Source organism: Pseudomonas mediterranea CFBP 5447, assembly GCF_000774145.1.
Lineage (GTDB): Bacteria > Pseudomonadota > Gammaproteobacteria > Pseudomonadales > Pseudomonadaceae > Aquipseudomonas > Aquipseudomonas mediterranea.
This window is the reverse complement of the sequence record NZ_KN322981.1, coordinates 138,932-154,561: the sequence shown is the minus strand read 5'-3', so window position 1 is coordinate 154,561 and position 15,630 is coordinate 138,932. Positions and strand designations below refer to the sequence as shown.

Annotated in this window: 12 protein-coding genes; 5 read left to right on the top strand and 7 right to left on the bottom strand. The window is 61.0% G+C overall.

Annotated elements, in window-relative coordinates:
• Nucleotides 1-8: 8 nt before the first annotated feature.
• Nucleotides 9-1,454 carry an aldehyde dehydrogenase family protein gene (locus N005_RS03635; protein ID WP_047699490.1) on the bottom strand — a complete coding sequence of 482 codons (1,446 nt, stop codon included), beginning with the start codon at nt 1,452-1,454 and terminating at the stop codon, nt 9-11.
• Nucleotides 1,455-1,628: 174 nt separating this feature from the next.
• Nucleotides 1,629-2,540, bottom strand: a complete 912-nt coding sequence (gene kdgD, locus N005_RS03630; RefSeq protein ID WP_041022062.1) for a 5-dehydro-4-deoxyglucarate dehydratase — start codon at nt 2,538-2,540, stop codon at nt 1,629-1,631.
• Between the two features lie 229 nt (nt 2,541-2,769).
• On the opposite strand from kdgD, the gene N005_RS03625 reads away from it, so the two are divergent.
• Nucleotides 2,770-3,147 carry a hypothetical protein gene (locus N005_RS03625; RefSeq protein WP_047699488.1) on the top strand — a complete coding sequence of 126 codons (378 nt, stop codon included), beginning with the start codon at nt 2,770-2,772 and terminating at the stop codon, nt 3,145-3,147.
• Between the two features lie 67 nt (nt 3,148-3,214).
• Here the strand turns inward: N005_RS03625 and N005_RS03620 are convergent, their stop codons facing one another.
• The 4 genes from N005_RS03620 to N005_RS03605 all read right to left on the bottom strand — a co-directional run bounded on the left by N005_RS03620 (nt 3,215) and on the right by N005_RS03605 (nt 7,887).
• A complete protein-coding gene (locus N005_RS03620) occupies nt 3,215-3,961 on the bottom strand; it encodes a FadR/GntR family transcriptional regulator (RefSeq protein WP_047699487.1) in 747 nt (248 codons plus the stop codon).
• Nucleotides 3,962-4,249: 288 nt separating this feature from the next.
• On the bottom strand, nt 4,250-5,977 hold the full coding sequence (locus tag N005_RS03615) for an ABC transporter ATP-binding protein/permease (protein ID WP_047699486.1): 1,728 nt from the start codon (nt 5,975-5,977) through the stop codon (nt 4,250-4,252).
• Between the two features lie 94 nt (nt 5,978-6,071).
• On the bottom strand, nt 6,072-6,632 hold the full coding sequence (locus tag N005_RS03610; RefSeq protein WP_003177957.1) for a response regulator transcription factor: 561 nt from the start codon (nt 6,630-6,632) through the stop codon (nt 6,072-6,074).
• Nucleotides 6,625-7,887, bottom strand: a complete 1,263-nt coding sequence (locus tag N005_RS03605; protein WP_047699484.1) for an ATP-binding protein — start codon at nt 7,885-7,887, stop codon at nt 6,625-6,627. Before N005_RS03605 ends, N005_RS03610 begins: the two co-directional genes overlap by 8 nt.
• A gap of 229 nt (nt 7,888-8,116) precedes the next feature.
• Between N005_RS03605 and N005_RS03600 the strand changes: the two genes are divergently transcribed.
• Nucleotides 8,117-8,833 carry an SIMPL domain-containing protein gene (locus N005_RS03600; RefSeq protein ID WP_047699482.1) on the top strand — a complete coding sequence of 239 codons (717 nt, stop codon included), beginning with the start codon at nt 8,117-8,119 and terminating at the stop codon, nt 8,831-8,833.
• A gap of 191 nt (nt 8,834-9,024) precedes the next feature.
• Here the strand turns inward: N005_RS03600 and N005_RS03595 are convergent, their stop codons facing one another.
• A complete protein-coding gene (locus tag N005_RS03595) occupies nt 9,025-9,417 on the bottom strand; it encodes a DUF6124 family protein (protein WP_047699481.1) in 393 nt (130 codons plus the stop codon).
• A 520-nt stretch (nt 9,418-9,937) separates the two neighbouring features.
• Here N005_RS03595 and N005_RS03590 point away from each other — a divergent pair.
• The 3 genes from N005_RS03590 (at nt 9,938) to N005_RS03580 (ending at nt 15,471) form a co-directional block, all read left to right on the top strand.
• Nucleotides 9,938-11,539, top strand: coding sequence for an ABC transporter substrate-binding protein (locus N005_RS03590; RefSeq protein ID WP_047699479.1), 1,602 nt, complete (start codon nt 9,938-9,940; stop codon nt 11,537-11,539).
• A gap of 255 nt (nt 11,540-11,794) precedes the next feature.
• On the top strand, nt 11,795-13,420 hold the full coding sequence (locus tag N005_RS03585; protein WP_047699477.1) for an ABC transporter substrate-binding protein: 1,626 nt from the start codon (nt 11,795-11,797) through the stop codon (nt 13,418-13,420).
• Nucleotides 13,421-13,866: 446 nt separating this feature from the next.
• Nucleotides 13,867-15,471 carry an ABC transporter substrate-binding protein gene (locus N005_RS03580; RefSeq protein WP_047699475.1) on the top strand — a complete coding sequence of 535 codons (1,605 nt, stop codon included), beginning with the start codon at nt 13,867-13,869 and terminating at the stop codon, nt 15,469-15,471.
• Nucleotides 15,472-15,630 lie beyond the last annotated feature (159 nt).

The following is a 15,630-nucleotide window of genomic DNA, read 5'->3' as shown; positions in this document are numbered from 1 at the left end:
TGTTGCGGTTACGAGCCGATGTAGGAGGTTTTCACCACGGTGTAGAACTCCTGCGCGTAGCGACCTTGCTCGCGCGAACCATAGGACGAACCTTTGCGCCCGCCGAATGGCACGTGGTAATCCACGCCGGCGGTTGGCAGGTTGACCATCACCATGCCCGCCTGGGAATGGCGCTTGAAGTGGTTGGCGTACTTCAACGACGTGGTGGCGATACCGGCGGACAGACCGAACTCGGTGTCGTTGGCCATCGCCAGCGCTGCCTCGTAGTCGGCGACGCGCACGACGTTGGCCACCGGGCCGAAGATCTCTTCACGGCTGATGCGCATGGCCGCTTCGCTGTCGGCGAACAGGGTCGGCGCCAGGAAATAGCCTTCGGTGTCGCAGGTCACCAGGCCACCACCGCTGACCAGCCGCGCACCTTCGCTCTGGCCGATGTCGATGTATTTCAGGTCCTGGTTGAGCTGGGCCTCGGAGACCACCGGGCCGATGTCCGTACCCGCCTTCAGGGCATGACCGACCTTGATCGACTGCATGCGCTCGGCCATGGCCTCGACAAATTTGTCGTGGATACCGGCGGTGACGATCAGGCGACTCGAGGCCGTGCAGCGTTGACCGGTGGAATAGAACGCGCTCTGCACCGCCAGTTCGACAGCCTGCTTGAGGTCGGCGTCGTCGAGGATGATCTGCGGGTTCTTGCCGCCCATTTCCAACTGCACCTTGGCCTGGCGCGATACGCAGCTGACAGCGATCTGCCGACCCACGCCTACGGAACCGGTGAAGCTGATGCCGTCGACTTTCGGGCTGTTGACCAGGATGTCACCGACCACGCGGCCGCTGCCCATCACCAGGTTGAACGCACCGGCCGGGAAACCGGCGCGGGAAATGATTTCCGCCAGGGCCCAGGCGCAACCCGGCACCAGCTCGGCGGGCTTGATCACCACGCAGTTGCCGTAGGCCAGGGCCGGAGCGATTTTCCACGCGGGGATGGCGATGGGGAAGTTCCACGGCGTGATCAAACCGACCACACCCAGGGCTTCACGGGTCACTTCGACGTTGACGCCCGGACGTACCGACGGCACGTAGTCGCCGGACAGGCGCAGGCATTCACCGGCGAAGAACTTGAAAATATTGCCAGCGCGGGTCACTTCGCCAATGGCCTCGGGCAGGGTCTTGCCCTCCTCCCGGGCCAGCAGTTGGCCGAGCTCTTCACGGCGGGCGAGGATCTCGCTGCCGACCTTGTCCAGCGCATCGTGACGCGCCTGGATGCCCGACGTCGACCAGGCCGGGAACGCGGCGCGGGCGGCTTCGATGGCGGCATTGACTTGAGCAGCGTCAGCCTTGGCGTACTCACCGATGACATCGGACAGGTCAGACGGGTTGATGTTGGTGCAATAGTCGGCACCGGCCACCCACTGACCATTGATGTAGTTATCGAAACGCTTTGCATCTGCCACGGATGCTTCTCCTTACAAATAGCCTGTCTGGATCCGATCGTTCCCACGCTCAACGTGGAAACGCCTCAACGGACGCTCTGCGTTCGGCTTTTGGCGACGCAGAGCATCCCTGGGTGTATCCCCACGCTCCGCATGGGAACGAGCCGCTGATTGCTCAGCGGCTCGTCGAGTCTTTTACTGCTTGCCTTGCTTGTCGATCAGCGCGGCCAGGGCTTCGTATTCGTCCGGCAGCAGATCGGTCAGCGGCGTGCGCACGGGACCGGCGTCGTAGCCGACGATCTTCGCCCCTGCCTTGACGATGCTCACGGCATAACCGGCCTTGCGGTTGCGGATATCCAGGTACGGCAGGAAGAAGTCATCGATGATCTTGCCGACGGTGGCGTGATCGTCGCGGGCGATAGCGTTGTAGAAGTCCATCGCGGTTTTCGGGATGAAGTTGAACACCGCCGAGGAGTAGACCGGCACGCCCAGGGCCTTGTAGGCCGCAGCGTAGACTTCAGCGGTCGGCAAGCCGCCCAGGTAGCTGAAGCGATCGCCGAGGCGACGACGGATCGACACCATGAGCTCGATATCGCCCAGGCCGTCCTTGTAGCCGATCAGGTTCGGGCAACGCTCGGCCAGTTGTTCGAGCTGCACGGCGTTCAGGCGGCAGACGTTGCGGTTGTAAACCACCACGCCGATTTTCACCGATTTGCATACGGCTTCAACGTGGGCGGCAACGCCGTCCTGGCTGGCTTCGGTCAGGTAGTGCGGCAGCAGCAACAAGCCTTTGGCACCCAGACGCTCGGCTTCTTGGGCGTATTCGATGGCCTGGCGAGTCGCACCGCCGACACCGGCGAGGATTGGCACGCTGGTGGCGCAGGTGTCTACAGCCGTCTTGATGACCTGGGAATACTCGCTGGCGGCCAGGGAGAAGAATTCACCGGTACCACCGGCGGCGAACAGGGCCGAGGCGCCGTAGGGAGCCAGCCACTCGAGGCGCTTGATGTAGCTGTCGCGATTGAAATCGCCTTGGGCAGTAAAATCGGTGACCGGGAACGACAGCAGGCCAGACGAGAGGATGGACTTCAGTTCTTGTGGATTCATTATTCGAACACCCTGGGACGCAAAAATGTGTATGAGAGAGATAAGCTTCGGCCAGAAGTTGTAGGTCATCGTACAACTTAAAATACGAACGTCAACTGCATTTCGTCATCGAGGGGGAAAAAGTCCGGCAGACCGTTCATCCGCACTGTCGACTTTGACAGTTTCGCCTCGTCAGGCGATGTCCTAAAAACAGCCTGACCGCACGGTCGATCCCTCAAGGAGTGACGTCATGAGCACCTATAAAAAGCCCGTTCTCGTCCAATTCTCAGACACAGATCCCAACACGGATGTGGTCACCATTCATTTGGCGGACCTGGAGGCCGGATTGAAATTCAGGATCCCGGACCTGGATAAAATCGAATACGAGTGGGAAGTCGCCCCGGTACTCGGCTCGGAACCCGTTGAATGGGCCGATCGAAAGTCCCTGGCCAGCTATGACGACGAGGGCAACGCGCAGAAACTCACCGTACTGGAACTGACCGTGCCCAAGGCCAGGCTGGAAAAATATCGCGGCCAGGTGGTCGAACTGCGTTATCGGTATTTCAGCGAGTCCGATAATTATGGCGACGACATGCTTTCGGCGCCGGTGCGCTTGAAGGTTGAGTAGGGTTCTTCGGCTTGGGCCGCGTGCAGGCACATAGGTATGGAGGTAGACCATCCTGTGGCGAGGGGATTTAGCCCTGCGCTTGCGCTTCTTCATGGGCCTGGCGCAACCGCTCGCGGCTGTTGGTCAGGTGCAGGCGCATGGCGGCACGGGCGGCATCGGAGTCCTGGCGGGCAATGGCTTCGTAGATTTCCTCGTGCTCGCGACTCAGGCGGTCCATGTAGTGTTGCTGGTCGTCATGGGCCAGGCGGGCCGAGTTCACCCGGGTGCGCGGGATGATGCTGGTGCCCAGGTGGGTCATGATGTCGGTGAAATAGCGGTTGCCGGTGGACAGGGCGATTTCCAGGTGGAAAGCGAAGTCCGAGGCCACCGCGTCGGTAGCATGGGCCGCGCTCTCGTTCAGCGCATCGAGGGCGGCGCGCATCGCGGCCAACTGCTCGTCGCTGCGACGCTGGGCTGCGAGCCCGGCGGATTCCACTTCCAGGCTGATGCGCAATTCCAGGATCGCCAGCACATCGCGCAAGGTGACCACCGTGGCCGGGTCGATCCGAAAACCACTCGGGCTGGGGGTGTCCAGCACGAAGGTGCCGATGCCGTGGCGGGTTTCCACCTGGCCGGCCGCCTGCAAGCGGGAAATCGCTTCGCGGACCACGGTGCGGCTGACGCCATGGGCCTCCATGATCGCCGACTCGGTGGGCAACTTGTCGCCACGCTTGAGCAGGCCGTCACGGATCTGCTCGGTCAGCACCGTCACCAACTCCTGCGCCAGGCTGCGGCGCTTACGGGGAAAGCGTGGTACGTCGATCGGGTTTTCCATGGGGCTCTTTCTCGGCAAGCGATTGAATGCGCATTATCATAGCGTAACGTGGTTGTATGATCACCGTGGGATGCGCGATGCCATCGTTTGAGTCTATGCAGCGAACCGAGCGACCCCCTTCGCGAGCAGGCTCGCTCCCACATTGGATCGGTTGTAGACACAAACCATCCGGTTCACCACAAACCCTTGTGGGAGCGAGCCTGCTCGCGATGGCGGCGGATCAGCCGCAGCAATATCAACTGACCTGGCGCTATCGCGAGCAAGCTCGCTCCCACAGGTTTGTGGTGGTCACACCGTTACGGTGCGCTCCAGCAGTTGGCCATTTTCGATACGTACATGTCGTGGATGGAATCGTTTCAAACTGCTTCGGTGGCCGACGCTGACGATACTCAATCCCGGCAACTGGTCGATGAGCGCCTGGTACAGCGTCGCTTCGTCTTCCTCATCCATCGCCGACGTCGCTTCGTCCATGTACAACCACAGCGGCGCGTAGAGCAGCGCGCGGGCAAAGGCCAGGCGTTGCTGCTCGCCGGGCGAGAGCATGCGTTGCCAGTGGTTGCTTTCATCCAGCCGCGCGATCAGGTGCGGCAGGCGGCAGGTTTCCAGCACCTGTGCATAACGTTCGTTGGGGTAGACGTCGCCGGGCTGTGGATAACTCAGCACTTCGCGCAGGCTGCCAATCGGCAGATAGGGTTTCTGCGGCAGGAACAGATAACGCGCCGCCGGCAATACAATGCGACCATGCCCGGTGGGCCATAGGTGCCCCATCGCCCGGAACAGCGTGGATTTACCACTGCCGGAACGGCCACTGAGCATCACCCGCTCCCCAGCACCAACGGTCATGTCGGCGTCGTCGAGCAGATGACGCCCGTCATTCAGGTCCAACCCCAGGTGGTGCACCTCCAGTTGGTTGCCCTGGCTTTGCACATCGATGGCCGGCACGCGCGCTTCGTTGTCGCTCATGGCCTGGCGGAAACTCAGCAGACGATCACAGGTGGCGCGCCACGCGGCGAGGTCGGTATAGGCGCTGATGAACCAGCTGAAACTCTCCTGCACATTGCCGAACGCCGAGTTGATCTGCATGAGTTCACCCAGCTGGATCTTGCCGGCGAAGTAGCGCGGCGCCGCCACCATGAACGGGAAGATGATCGCGATCTGGCCATAGCCGGAGGTGAAGAACGTCAGGCGCTTGGACACCCGCATGATGTCCCAGAAGTTATGCCAGACCAGGCCGAAACGCCCGCTCAGGCGACGGTTTTCGTTGGGCTCGCCGTTGTACAGCGCAATGCTTTCGGCGTTCTCGCGCACCCGCACCATGGAAAAACGCAGGTCGGCTTCGAAGCGCTGCTGGTTGTTGTTCAGGCCGATCAGGCGCCGGCCGATCAAATGCGTCAGCCAACTGCCCACCGCCGCGTACACCAGCGCGCACCAGAACATGTAGCCGGGAATGGTGTAGCCGAACACCTCGATGCTCCCCGACACACCCCACAGGATGACCGAGAATGACACCAGGCTGACCACGTTGCGCAGCAAGCCCAGCCCCAGGCCCAGGGTATTGCTGGTGAAGCTGTTGAGGTCTTCGGAAATCCGCTGGTCCGGGTTGTCGGTGTAACCACCCTGCTCCAGCTGGTAGTAATTCTTGTGGTCGAGCCAACGGGCAAAATGCTGCTCGGTCAACCAGGCCCGCCAGCGAATGGTGAGCATCTGCGTGAGGTACAAGCGATACACCGCCCCGAGGATCGCCACCGCGGCGATGCCGCAGAAGTACAGGATCAACTGCCAGAATGCCGCGCTGTTCTTCTCTTGCAGGGCGTTGTAGAAATCCTTGTACCAGCTGTTGATCCACACCGAAATCGCCACGCTGAACAGCGACAGCGCGATAACCGCGATCAACAATGTCCAGGCCTTGCCCTTCTCCTCACTTCGCCAGTACGGCGTGGTCATGTGCCAGACACGGCGGAAAAACTGCCCGCGCACCGCATCGTTGACCGCGGAATATTCAGCGTTCTGATTCATCGTTAAAGCTCAATAAAGAGAAAGAGTCGGGCCGATCATAGAGCAACGGCCCGATGTGTCGCGAGGGGGTGGACAACATCCGTTCAGCGCAGGTTCAGCGACGCACGGGGCGCTTCTGCAATTTGCGCTGCAAGGTGCGCCGGTGCATGCCCAGGGCGCGGGCAGTGGCGGAAATGTTGCCTTCGTGTTCGGTCAGCACCCGCTGGATGTGCTCCCATTGCAGGCGATCCACCGACATCGGGTTCTCCGGCACCAGGGTGTCGAGGTCGGCGTGCTCGGACAGCAGCGCGGCCAACACGTCATCGGCATCGGCCGGTTTGCACAGGTAATTGCAGGCGCCGCGCTTGATGGCCTCGACCGCCGTGGCGATGCTCGAATAACCGGTGAGGATCACCACGCGCATCTCCGGGTCCAGCTCCAGCAGCTTGGGCAGCAGCACCAGGCCCGAGTCGCCGTCCATCTTCAGGTCCAGGGCGGCGTAGTCCGGCAGGTCGGCCTGGGCGATGGTCAGGCCCTCCTCGGCGGAACCGGCGGTGCTCACGCGAAAGCCGCGACGGGACATCGCCCGGGCCATGACGCGGGTAAACGTGGCGTCATCGTCCACCAGCAACAGGTGCGGCAGTTCTTCGCCGTCGACTTGGATCTCGTCACTCATGTTCGTCTCCTCGGTCGGCATGGGGCAGGCGCAGCTCGGTGAGCGTGCCGCCGCTCTCATGGGGGTAGAGTTTCACCGAGCCGCCAGCGCGTGTCACGCTCGCCTTGCTCAAAAACAGGCCCAGGCCCAGGCCTTTGCCCTTGGTGGTGTAGAACGGCTTGCCGATCTGCTCGGCGATGGCCAGCGGCACACCGGCGCCGTGGTCGCGAATGCTGATGGTCAATTCGTAGGCATTCCAGTCCAGCGCCACCTCCAGGCCTTCGGGGCAGGCATCGGCGGCGTTGTTCAACAGATTCAGCAGCGCCTGGGTCAAGTCCGGTGGCGGCGCCATGCGCGGCACCGGGCCATAGCCCAGGCACTGGAAGCGGTAACTGGCTTCCGGGCGCATCAGGTGCCAGCGATTGAGGGCCTCGTCGAGCCAGTCGGTGACGTCCTGCATGTCGATCGCCAGCCGGCGGTTGGCCTCGGCGGCACGCACCAGGTATTGCAGGGTCTCCTTGCAGAGCTTGACCTGATCCTGCAACACGCTGAGGTCTTCCTGCAACAGCGGGTCGGGATGATCCTGTTGCATCTCCTTGAGCAGCACGCTCATGGTCGCCAGCGGTGTGCCCAGCTCATGAGCGGCGCCGGCGGCCTGGGTCGCCACGGCCAGCAGTTGTTCGTCCCGCAGGCCTTCTTCACGACGGATGGCCCGGAGTTCTTCCTGGCGACGAAGCTCCTCGGCCATGCGCGCGGCGAAAAACGTGATGACCGCCGCGGCCAGGGCGAAACTCAGCCACATGCCGTAGATCTGCAGGTTCTCCCGGGCGATGGGGAAGGTTTCCAGGGGATAGAACCGCGCCAACAACAAGGTGTACAGCGCCAGGGCGATGCCGGACAGGATCAGCGAATAACGCCACGGCAGCGTCACCGCGGCGATGGTCAGCGGCACCAGGTAATAGGACACGAACGGGTTGGTCGAACCGCCGGAGAAATACAGCAAGGCACTGTGGATAAACAGGTCGCAGGCCAGTTGCACCGCGTACTCCAGCTCCGTCACCGGCCACGAGGCGCGCAGGCGGATGGCCGTCAGCGCACACAGCACCGAGGCACACACCAGGGTAATCGCCAGTTGCAGCCAGGGCAGCGGCAACAGTTGGAACCAATAGGCGAGCCCCACGGACCCGGCCTGGGCCGCGAGGACCAGAATACGGATGAACGTCAGCCGCCAGAGGTTCTGGCGTGAGGCGGAAGTCATTTGCAAAGGGGCGAGCATGAGCTCTCCTGATGAGCGCTCCAGGCGAATCGCACGGAGTATAACCAAGGCGCGGGCGGCAGCGGCAGCTATGCGGCAAAGCGCCACAGGAGCAGCTGCAAGCTGCAAGCTGCAAGCTGGAAGCTGCAAGCTGCAAGCTGCAAGCTGCAAGCCAGAGGCTAGACTTACACTCTTTTACTTGCAGCTTGAAGCTTGCCGCTTGAAGCTGCTCTTTTTCCAAGGAGCTTTCATGCACATGTTCAGTCGCCCCGCCGCCCTCCTCGCCCTCAGCCTCGGCACCGTCGCCAGCCTGCCGGCACTGGCCGCCGATGAACTGCACTACAACCAGATTTCCCTGCGCGCCGAAGCCAGCCAGGAAGTGGCCCGTGACCTGATGATCGTCACGCTCTACACCGAAGAGCAAAACACCGACCCGGCCAAACTCGCCGCCGCCGTCAGCACTACCCTGAACAAAGCCATCGGCCAGGCCAAGCAAGTCAAGGACATCACCCTGCGCCAGGGCAGCCGCAACAGCTATCCGATCTACGACGGCAAGGGCCAGAAAATCACCGGCTGGCGCGAACGTGCCGAACTGCGCCTGGAAAGCGCCGACTTCGCCGCCCTGTCCAAACTCACCGGCGAACTGCTGACCGACATGAAAATGGGCGGCATGGACTTCGCCATCTCCACCGCCACCCGCCAGACCAGCGAAGACGCCCTGCTCAAGGACGCCGTCAACGCCTTCAAGGCCCGCGCCCAACTGGCCACCGAAGCCCTGGGTGGCAAGGGCTACAAAATCGTCAACCTGAACCTCAACACCAACGGTTATCCGCAGCCCTACCTGCGCGCACCGATGATGATGAAGGCCGGGGCCATGGATGCCGAGTCCGTCACACCTGAAGTGGAAGCGGGCACCAGCAAGGTGAGCATGACGGCGGATGGGGCGATTGAGGTGTTGATGCAGTGAGAGTGGGCTGACAGAAATATCCAGCCCAGTGACATGCCTTTGTGGCGAGGGGATTTATCCCCGCTGGGCTGCACAGCAGCCCTAAAGGCAGCGACCTCAATCATTCTGACACACCGAGGTGTCAGGATTGGGTCTGCTTCGCAGCCCAGCGGGGATAAATCCCCTCGCCACAGGTCAGTGTCCGCCTTTTATCAGGTGGGCGCCCCCTCGGAACGGGCCGGCGCCTCAAGCTGATCCAGCGCCTTGTCCACCAGTAACTGACACAACTCCACCAACTGATGAATCCCCAAGGCCACGCTGCGACGCGTGCCGTCCACCTCGAAGGCCAGATCCTCGGCCATGGCTTTGACCGAGGCCAGGGTTTCGCAGGTGCTGGTCAATAGCGTGTCGGCGTCTGCTTTGGCGGTGACTGAAAAGAGGCTGTCGATGCGCGGGTCGGTGCTGGGCTCTGGAGACTTTGGGTTGAGGTAATGATCGAGTACCCGCTCGGCAGCGGCGCGGTCTTTGAGGAGTTCTTCGACGGTGTCGAAACTGGAAAGAGGGTTGGTTCTGTTGAACGGCGGATCGGGAATCAACTTGTCCATATTCAATGCTCCTACTTGAAGATTGGAGCCATCCCTATGTCGTTTCCACACGACAATAAGGTGGCAGCGGTACGCGGGGTGGAAATACCGGTTAGTAGGACCCGGCCAGACCGAAGCCTGCCCACGCACAGCTGCCAGGACGCAGTTTGCAGACGAAACAGGACGTCGGCAACACGAGGTTCAGTTATGCCACTACTAAAAGGTTCAGGTTTCCACACCCGGTCGCTGAATGGCAGCGACGTTCAAAGGTTAGAGAGCCCACTTCCGAGGGACAACCCTAAAAAGCCGTGGGATGTTTCCCTTCGGTCCAGAAGATCCTTCCGATGCACCTGAATGATTCGCGCTGCCTCCAGCCCTACCGCAACACCGTGGCGAGGGAGCTTGCTCCCTCGCCACAGGACAGCATCCAACCTGCGGCTATGCCCAAAGCCAGGGGTCCCCCTCACTTTTGGATATTTCCAACCATCCCCACTACACAGCTACTCTCCATGAAAACCGTCACCACGCCCCAAGGGATTTCATGGACAGAACCACTTTCCAACCATTGCTGCTCACCCTCGCCCTGATCGGCTGCGCCCCCCTGGCCCAGGCCGCCACCACCCTGGTCTATTGCTCCGAAGCCAGCCCCGCCGGGTTCGATCCCAGCCAATACACCAGCGGCACCGACTTCGACGCCTCGGCCGAAACCGTCTTCAACCGTCTCACCCAGTTCAAGCGCGGTGGTACCGAAGTCGAGCCGGGGTTGGCGACGCGTTGGGATGTCTCCGCCGATGGCCTGGTCTACACCTTCCACCTGCGCGACGGCGTGAAATTCCACACCACCGACTACTTCACCCCCACCCGCGACTTCAACGCCGACGACGTGGTGTTCACCTTCCAGCGCCTGCTCGATCCGCAGCACCCGTTCCGCCAGGCCTACCCGACCGAGTCGCCCTACTTCACCGACATGGGCCTGAACACCACGATCAAGAGCGTCGAGAAAGTCGACGAGCACACCGTGCGCTTCAACTTGAACAACGTCGACGCCGCGTTCGTGCAGAACCTGGCAATGAGCTTCGCCTCCGTGCAGTCTGCCGAATACGCCGCGCAGTTGTTGAAGGAAGGCAAGGCCGGCGACCTCAACCAGAAACCCGTCGGCACCGGCCCGTTCGTGTTCAAGCGCTACCAGAAGGACTCGCAGATCCGCTACGCCGCCAACACGGCCTACTGGAAACCCGAGGACGTGAGGGTCGACAACCTGATCTTCTCCATCACCCCCGACGCCGCCGTGCGCCTGCAAAAGCTCAAGCGCAACGAATGCCAGGTCAGCGGCTACCCGCGTCCGGCCGACATCGAAGTGATGGAACAGGACCCGAACCTGCAAGTGCTCAAGCAACCGGGATTCAACCTGGGTTTCCTTGCCTACAACGTGACGCACCCGCCCCTGGACCAGCTCAAGGTCCGCCAGGCGCTGGACATGGCCATCGATAAACCGGCGATCATCAAGGCGGTTTACCAGAGTGCCGGGCAACTGGCCCAGAACGCCCTGCCGCCGGCCCAGTGGTCGTTCGACCCGGCCATCAAGGACGCGCCCCACGACGTGACCAAGGCCAAGGCGCTACTCAAGGAAGCCGGGGTGGCGCCAGGTACCACCATCAATTTATGGGCGATGACGGTGCAACGGGCTTCCAATCCCAACGCGCGGATGTCGGCGCAGATGATCCAGCAGGATTGGGCGAAAATCGGCATCAAGGCCAACATCGTCAGCTATGAGTGGGGTGAGTACATCAAGCGCGCCAAGAATGGCGAGCACGACGCCATGATCTATGGCTGGACCGGCGACAACGGCGACCCGGACAACTGGCTTGGCGTGCTCTACAGCTGCGCGGCGGTCAAGGGCAGCAACTACGCCAAGTGGTGCGACCCGGCCTACGACAAGCTGATCCAGCAAGCCAAGGTCTCGACCGACCGTCAACAACGGATCGACCTGTACCGGCAGGCGCAAAAGATTCTCAAGGCGCAGGTGCCCATCACGCCGATTGCCAACTCCACGGTGTTCCAACCGATAAACAAAAAGGTCGTGGATTTCAAACTCAGCCCGTTCGGCCTTACGCCCTTCTACGGCGTGGGTTTGCAGCAGTAGAACCCGCCCCGAACCGGTGCGCCACCTACCCGTGACGCACCGATTCAAGGCACTGTTTGCACCAAAAAAGCCGGCGCAAACGATCAACCGCGTCAGAACTTACACAGATGCGACATTAAGGTACGTTCGTGCCACTGTTTCAGATATGGAACCGCTCTGGATCTTGCATTGGGTATGGGGCCTGCATAAGTATCCGCAGGACGACTCACGAGGTCGCCCTCAAATCCAAAAATGACAACAAATCATGAGGCCAACATGCTTAAACACGCGGTCATTCCGTTTTTAGTCGGCGCAAGCCTATTAGCCAGCGCCCCGTTCGCCCAAGCGGCGACTAACCTGGTGTTCTGCTCCGAGGGCAGCCCGGCCGGTTTCGACCCGGGTCAATACACCACCGGAACCGACTTCGACGCCTCAGCCGAGACCATCTTCAACCGTCTGACCCAGTTCGAACGCGGCGGCACCGCCGTGATCCCGGGCCTGGCGACCAAGTGGGACATTTCCGAAGACGGCCTCACCTACACCTTCCATCTGCGCGAAGGCGTCAAGTTCCATACGACCCCGTACTTCAAGCCGACCCGTACCTTCAACGCCGACGACGTGCTGTTCACGTTCAACCGCATGATCAACAAGGACGATCCGTTCCGTAAGGCGTACCCGACCGAATTCCCGTACTTCACCGACATGGGCATGGACACCAACATTGCCAAGGTCGAGAAGCTCGACGACAAGACCGTCAAGTTCACCCTCAACGCCGTCGATGCCGCGTTCATCCAGAACATGGCGATGCACTTCGCGTCCATCCAGTCCGCCGAATACGCCGCCCAGTTGCTCAAGGAAGGCAAGCCTTCCGACATCAACCAGAAGCCGATCGGCACCGGCCCGTTCGTGTTCAAGAGCTACCAGAAAGACTCGAACATCCGCTTCACCGGCAACAAGGAATACTGGCTTCCGGAAGACGTGAAGATCGACAACCTGATCTTCGCCATCACCACCGACCCGTCGGTGCGTATCCAGAAGCTGAAGAAGAACGAATGCCAGGTCACCCTCTTCCCGCGCCCTGCCGACCTGCAGGCCATCCGTGAAGACAAGAACCTGAAGATGCCGGACCAGCCGGGCTTCAACCTGGGCTACATCGCCTACAACGTGATGGACAAGATCAAGGGCAGCGACCAGCCCAACCCGATGGCCCAGTTGAAAGTGCGCCAGGCGCTGGACATGGCCGTCAACAAGCAGCAGATCATCGACTCGGTGTACCAGGGTGCCGGCCAACTGGCGGTCAACGCCATGCCACCGACCCAGTGGTCCTACGACACCACCATCAAGGATGCTGGGTACAACCCTGAGAAAGCCAAGCAACTGCTCAAGGAAGCGGGCGTCAAGGAAGGCACCGAAATCAACCTGTGGGCGATGCCGGTCCAGCGTCCGTACAACCCCAACGCCAAGCTGATGGCTGAAATGCTGCAGTCCGACTGGGCCAAGATCGGCATCAAGGCCAAGATCGTCACTTACGAGTGGGGCGAGTACATCAAGCGCTCCAAGGGCGGTGAGAACGGCGCGATGCTGATCGGCTGGAGCGGCGACAACGGTGACCCGGACAACTGGCTCAACGTGCTGTTCGGTTGCGACTCGCTGCAGGGCAACAACTTCTCCAAGTGGTGCGACAAGAAGTTCGACGACATCGTCAAGCAGGCCAAGCGCACTTCGGACCAGTCCAAGCGCACCGAGCTGTACAAACAGGCGCAACACATCCTCAAGGATGCCGTGCCGATGACACCTATCGCTCACTCGACGGTGTTCCAACCCATGCGCACCAACGTGCAGGACTTCAAGATCAGCCCATTCGGCTTGAACTCCTTCTACGGTGTCAGCGTCAGCAACTGAGGTGCGGGCCAGTTAAACAACTAGCTGCATAGAACTCTTGTGGCGAGGGGATTTATCCCCGTTGGGGCGCGAAGCGGCCCTAAAGAGCCGACCCCGCTGTGTCAGGCATATAAAGGTGCCAGCCATTGGGGCCGCTTCGCAGCCAAGTGGGGCGGTGCGACGTTTCGCTAAATCCCCTCGCCACAAGAGCGGCATGCAGCTTGGTTTTTCTTGACTGACTGGCATGACTGCAACAGCGCTTTTAAACGCGCCATTGCCTTACCTGCCGAGCCCCCGGAAATTGCCTACATCCCGAAGCCTCTGCATACCCGACAGTGGATCGAGGCTCTACGGCTTTTCTCACCTGCAACATCGCTGCATGCAATGGAATGAACTCAGTGCCCCGGACCTGTCCCCGGATGGACGCCGGTTCACTGTTTAACACCCCGAACGAGAGAGGGAGCGTCATGCGCCATACCCTGATTTTTTCTGCATTGCTGAGTACCGGCCTGTTGGCCGCAACATCCGCGGCCCAAGCCGCCGCCGGCGGTAGCCTGGTGTTCTGCTCCGAAGGCAGCCCCGCCGGCTTCGACACGGCGCAATACACCACCGCCACCGATAACGATGCCGCCGAGCCGCTGTACAACCGCCTGGCCGAGTTTGAAAAGGGCGCGACCAACGTTGTCCCAGGCCTGGCGACAAGCTGGGACATTTCCGAAGACGGCCTGAAATACACGTTCCATTTGCGCGAAGGGGTGAAATTCCATAGCACCGACTACTTCACGCCGACCCGTGATTTCAACGCCGATGACGTACTGTTCACCTTCAACCGCATGCTTGACCCGCAGCATCCCTTCCGCAAGGCCTACCCCACCGAATTCCCGTACTTCAACGGCATGAGCCTGAACAAGAACATCGCCAAGGTGGAGAAGACCGGCCCACTGACCGTGGTCATGACCCTCAACAGCGTCGATGCCGCGTTCATCCAGAACATCGCCATGAGCTTCGCTGCGATCCTGTCGGCCGAGTACGCCGAGCAGTTGCTCAAGAGCGGCAAGCCGAGCGACATCAACCAGAAACCCATCGGTACTGGCCCGTTCGAGTTCAAGAGTTACCAGAAAGACTCCAACATCCGCTACGTCGCCAACACCCATTACTGGGCGCCGGAGCGGGTCAAGCTGAAGAACCTGATCTTCTCGATCAACACCGACGCCTCGGTACGGGTGCAGAAGCTCAAGGCTAACGAATGCCAGATTACCCTGCATCCGCGTCCGGCCGATGTGCCGGCGTTGAAGAACGACCCCAAGCTGCAGTTGATCGAGAAACCCGGTTTCAACCTCGGCTACATCGCTTATAACACCCGCCACAAGCCGTTCGACCAGGTCGAAGTGCGTCGTGCGCTGGACATGGCGGTGAACAAGCAGGGCATCCTCAATGCGGTGTACCAGGGCGCCGGGCAACTGGCGGTCAACGCCATGCCACCGACCCAGTGGTCCTACGACGACACGATCAAGGACGCCGCCTACGACCCGGAAAAAGCCAAGGAGCTGCTCAAGGCCGCCGGGGTCAAGGAAGGCACCGAAATCACCCTCTGGGCCATGCCCGTGCAGCGCCCGTACAACCCCAACGCCAAGCTGATGGCCGAAATGCTCCAGGCCGACTGGGCGAAGATCGGCCTGAAGGTGAAGATCGTCAGCTACGAATGGGGCGAGTACATCAAGCGCACCAAGAACGGTGAGCACGATATCAGCCTGATCGGCTGGACCGGCGACAACGGTGACCCGGACAACTGGTTGGGCACGCTGTACAGCTGCGACGCCATCGGCGGCAACAACTACTCCATGTGGTGCGACCAGGATTACGACAAGCTGATCAAGCAGGCCAAGGTCGTCACCGACCGCGACCAGCGCACCGTGCTCTACAAACAGGCCCAACAGTTGCTCAAGCAACAAGTGCCGATCACCCCTGTTGCCCACTCGACGGTCAACCAGCCGCTGAGTGCCAAAGTCGAAGGATTCAAAGTCAGCCCCTTCGGCCGCAACGTGTTCTCGGGCGTCAGCCTGAACCCATAACCGATCAGTCCTACAGCGAGGGCCCCTTGGGGCCCTTACGCAGAGGTCTTGCCGTCATTCGCCGATCAGGCCAACTGCAAACGTTTGCGATCCCTGGTCAGCAGCAAAATCGATAGCCGTATCACCAAAAAAGACCGGCGTTAATAAAGAAAGAAAAAG

Excerpts from the sequence above, each read along its gene's own strand:
- N005_RS03610 (WP_003177957.1), bottom strand. The coding sequence starts at position 6,632 with ATGAGTGACGAGATCCAAGTCGACGGCGAAGAACTGCCGCACCTGTTG.
- N005_RS03580 (WP_047699475.1), top strand. The coding sequence starts at position 13,867 with ATGCGCCATACCCTGATTTTTTCTGCATTGCTGAGTACCGGCCTGTTG.
- N005_RS03585 (WP_047699477.1), top strand. The coding sequence starts at position 11,795 with ATGCTTAAACACGCGGTCATTCCGTTTTTAGTCGGCGCAAGCCTATTA.
- N005_RS03615 (WP_047699486.1), bottom strand. The coding sequence starts at position 5,977 with ATGAATCAGAACGCTGAATATTCCGCGGTCAACGATGCGGTGCGCGGG.
- N005_RS03625 (WP_047699488.1), top strand. The coding sequence starts at position 2,770 with ATGAGCACCTATAAAAAGCCCGTTCTCGTCCAATTCTCAGACACAGAT.
- N005_RS03605 (WP_047699484.1), bottom strand. The coding sequence starts at position 7,887 with ATGCTCGCCCCTTTGCAAATGACTTCCGCCTCACGCCAGAACCTCTGG.
- N005_RS03595 (WP_047699481.1), bottom strand. The coding sequence starts at position 9,417 with ATGGACAAGTTGATTCCCGATCCGCCGTTCAACAGAACCAACCCTCTT.
- N005_RS03620 (WP_047699487.1), bottom strand. The coding sequence starts at position 3,961 with ATGGAAAACCCGATCGACGTACCACGCTTTCCCCGTAAGCGCCGCAGC.
- N005_RS03590 (WP_047699479.1), top strand. The coding sequence starts at position 9,938 with ATGGACAGAACCACTTTCCAACCATTGCTGCTCACCCTCGCCCTGATC.
- kdgD (WP_041022062.1), bottom strand. The coding sequence starts at position 2,540 with ATGAATCCACAAGAACTGAAGTCCATCCTCTCGTCTGGCCTGCTGTCG.
- N005_RS03600 (WP_047699482.1), top strand. The coding sequence starts at position 8,117 with ATGCACATGTTCAGTCGCCCCGCCGCCCTCCTCGCCCTCAGCCTCGGC.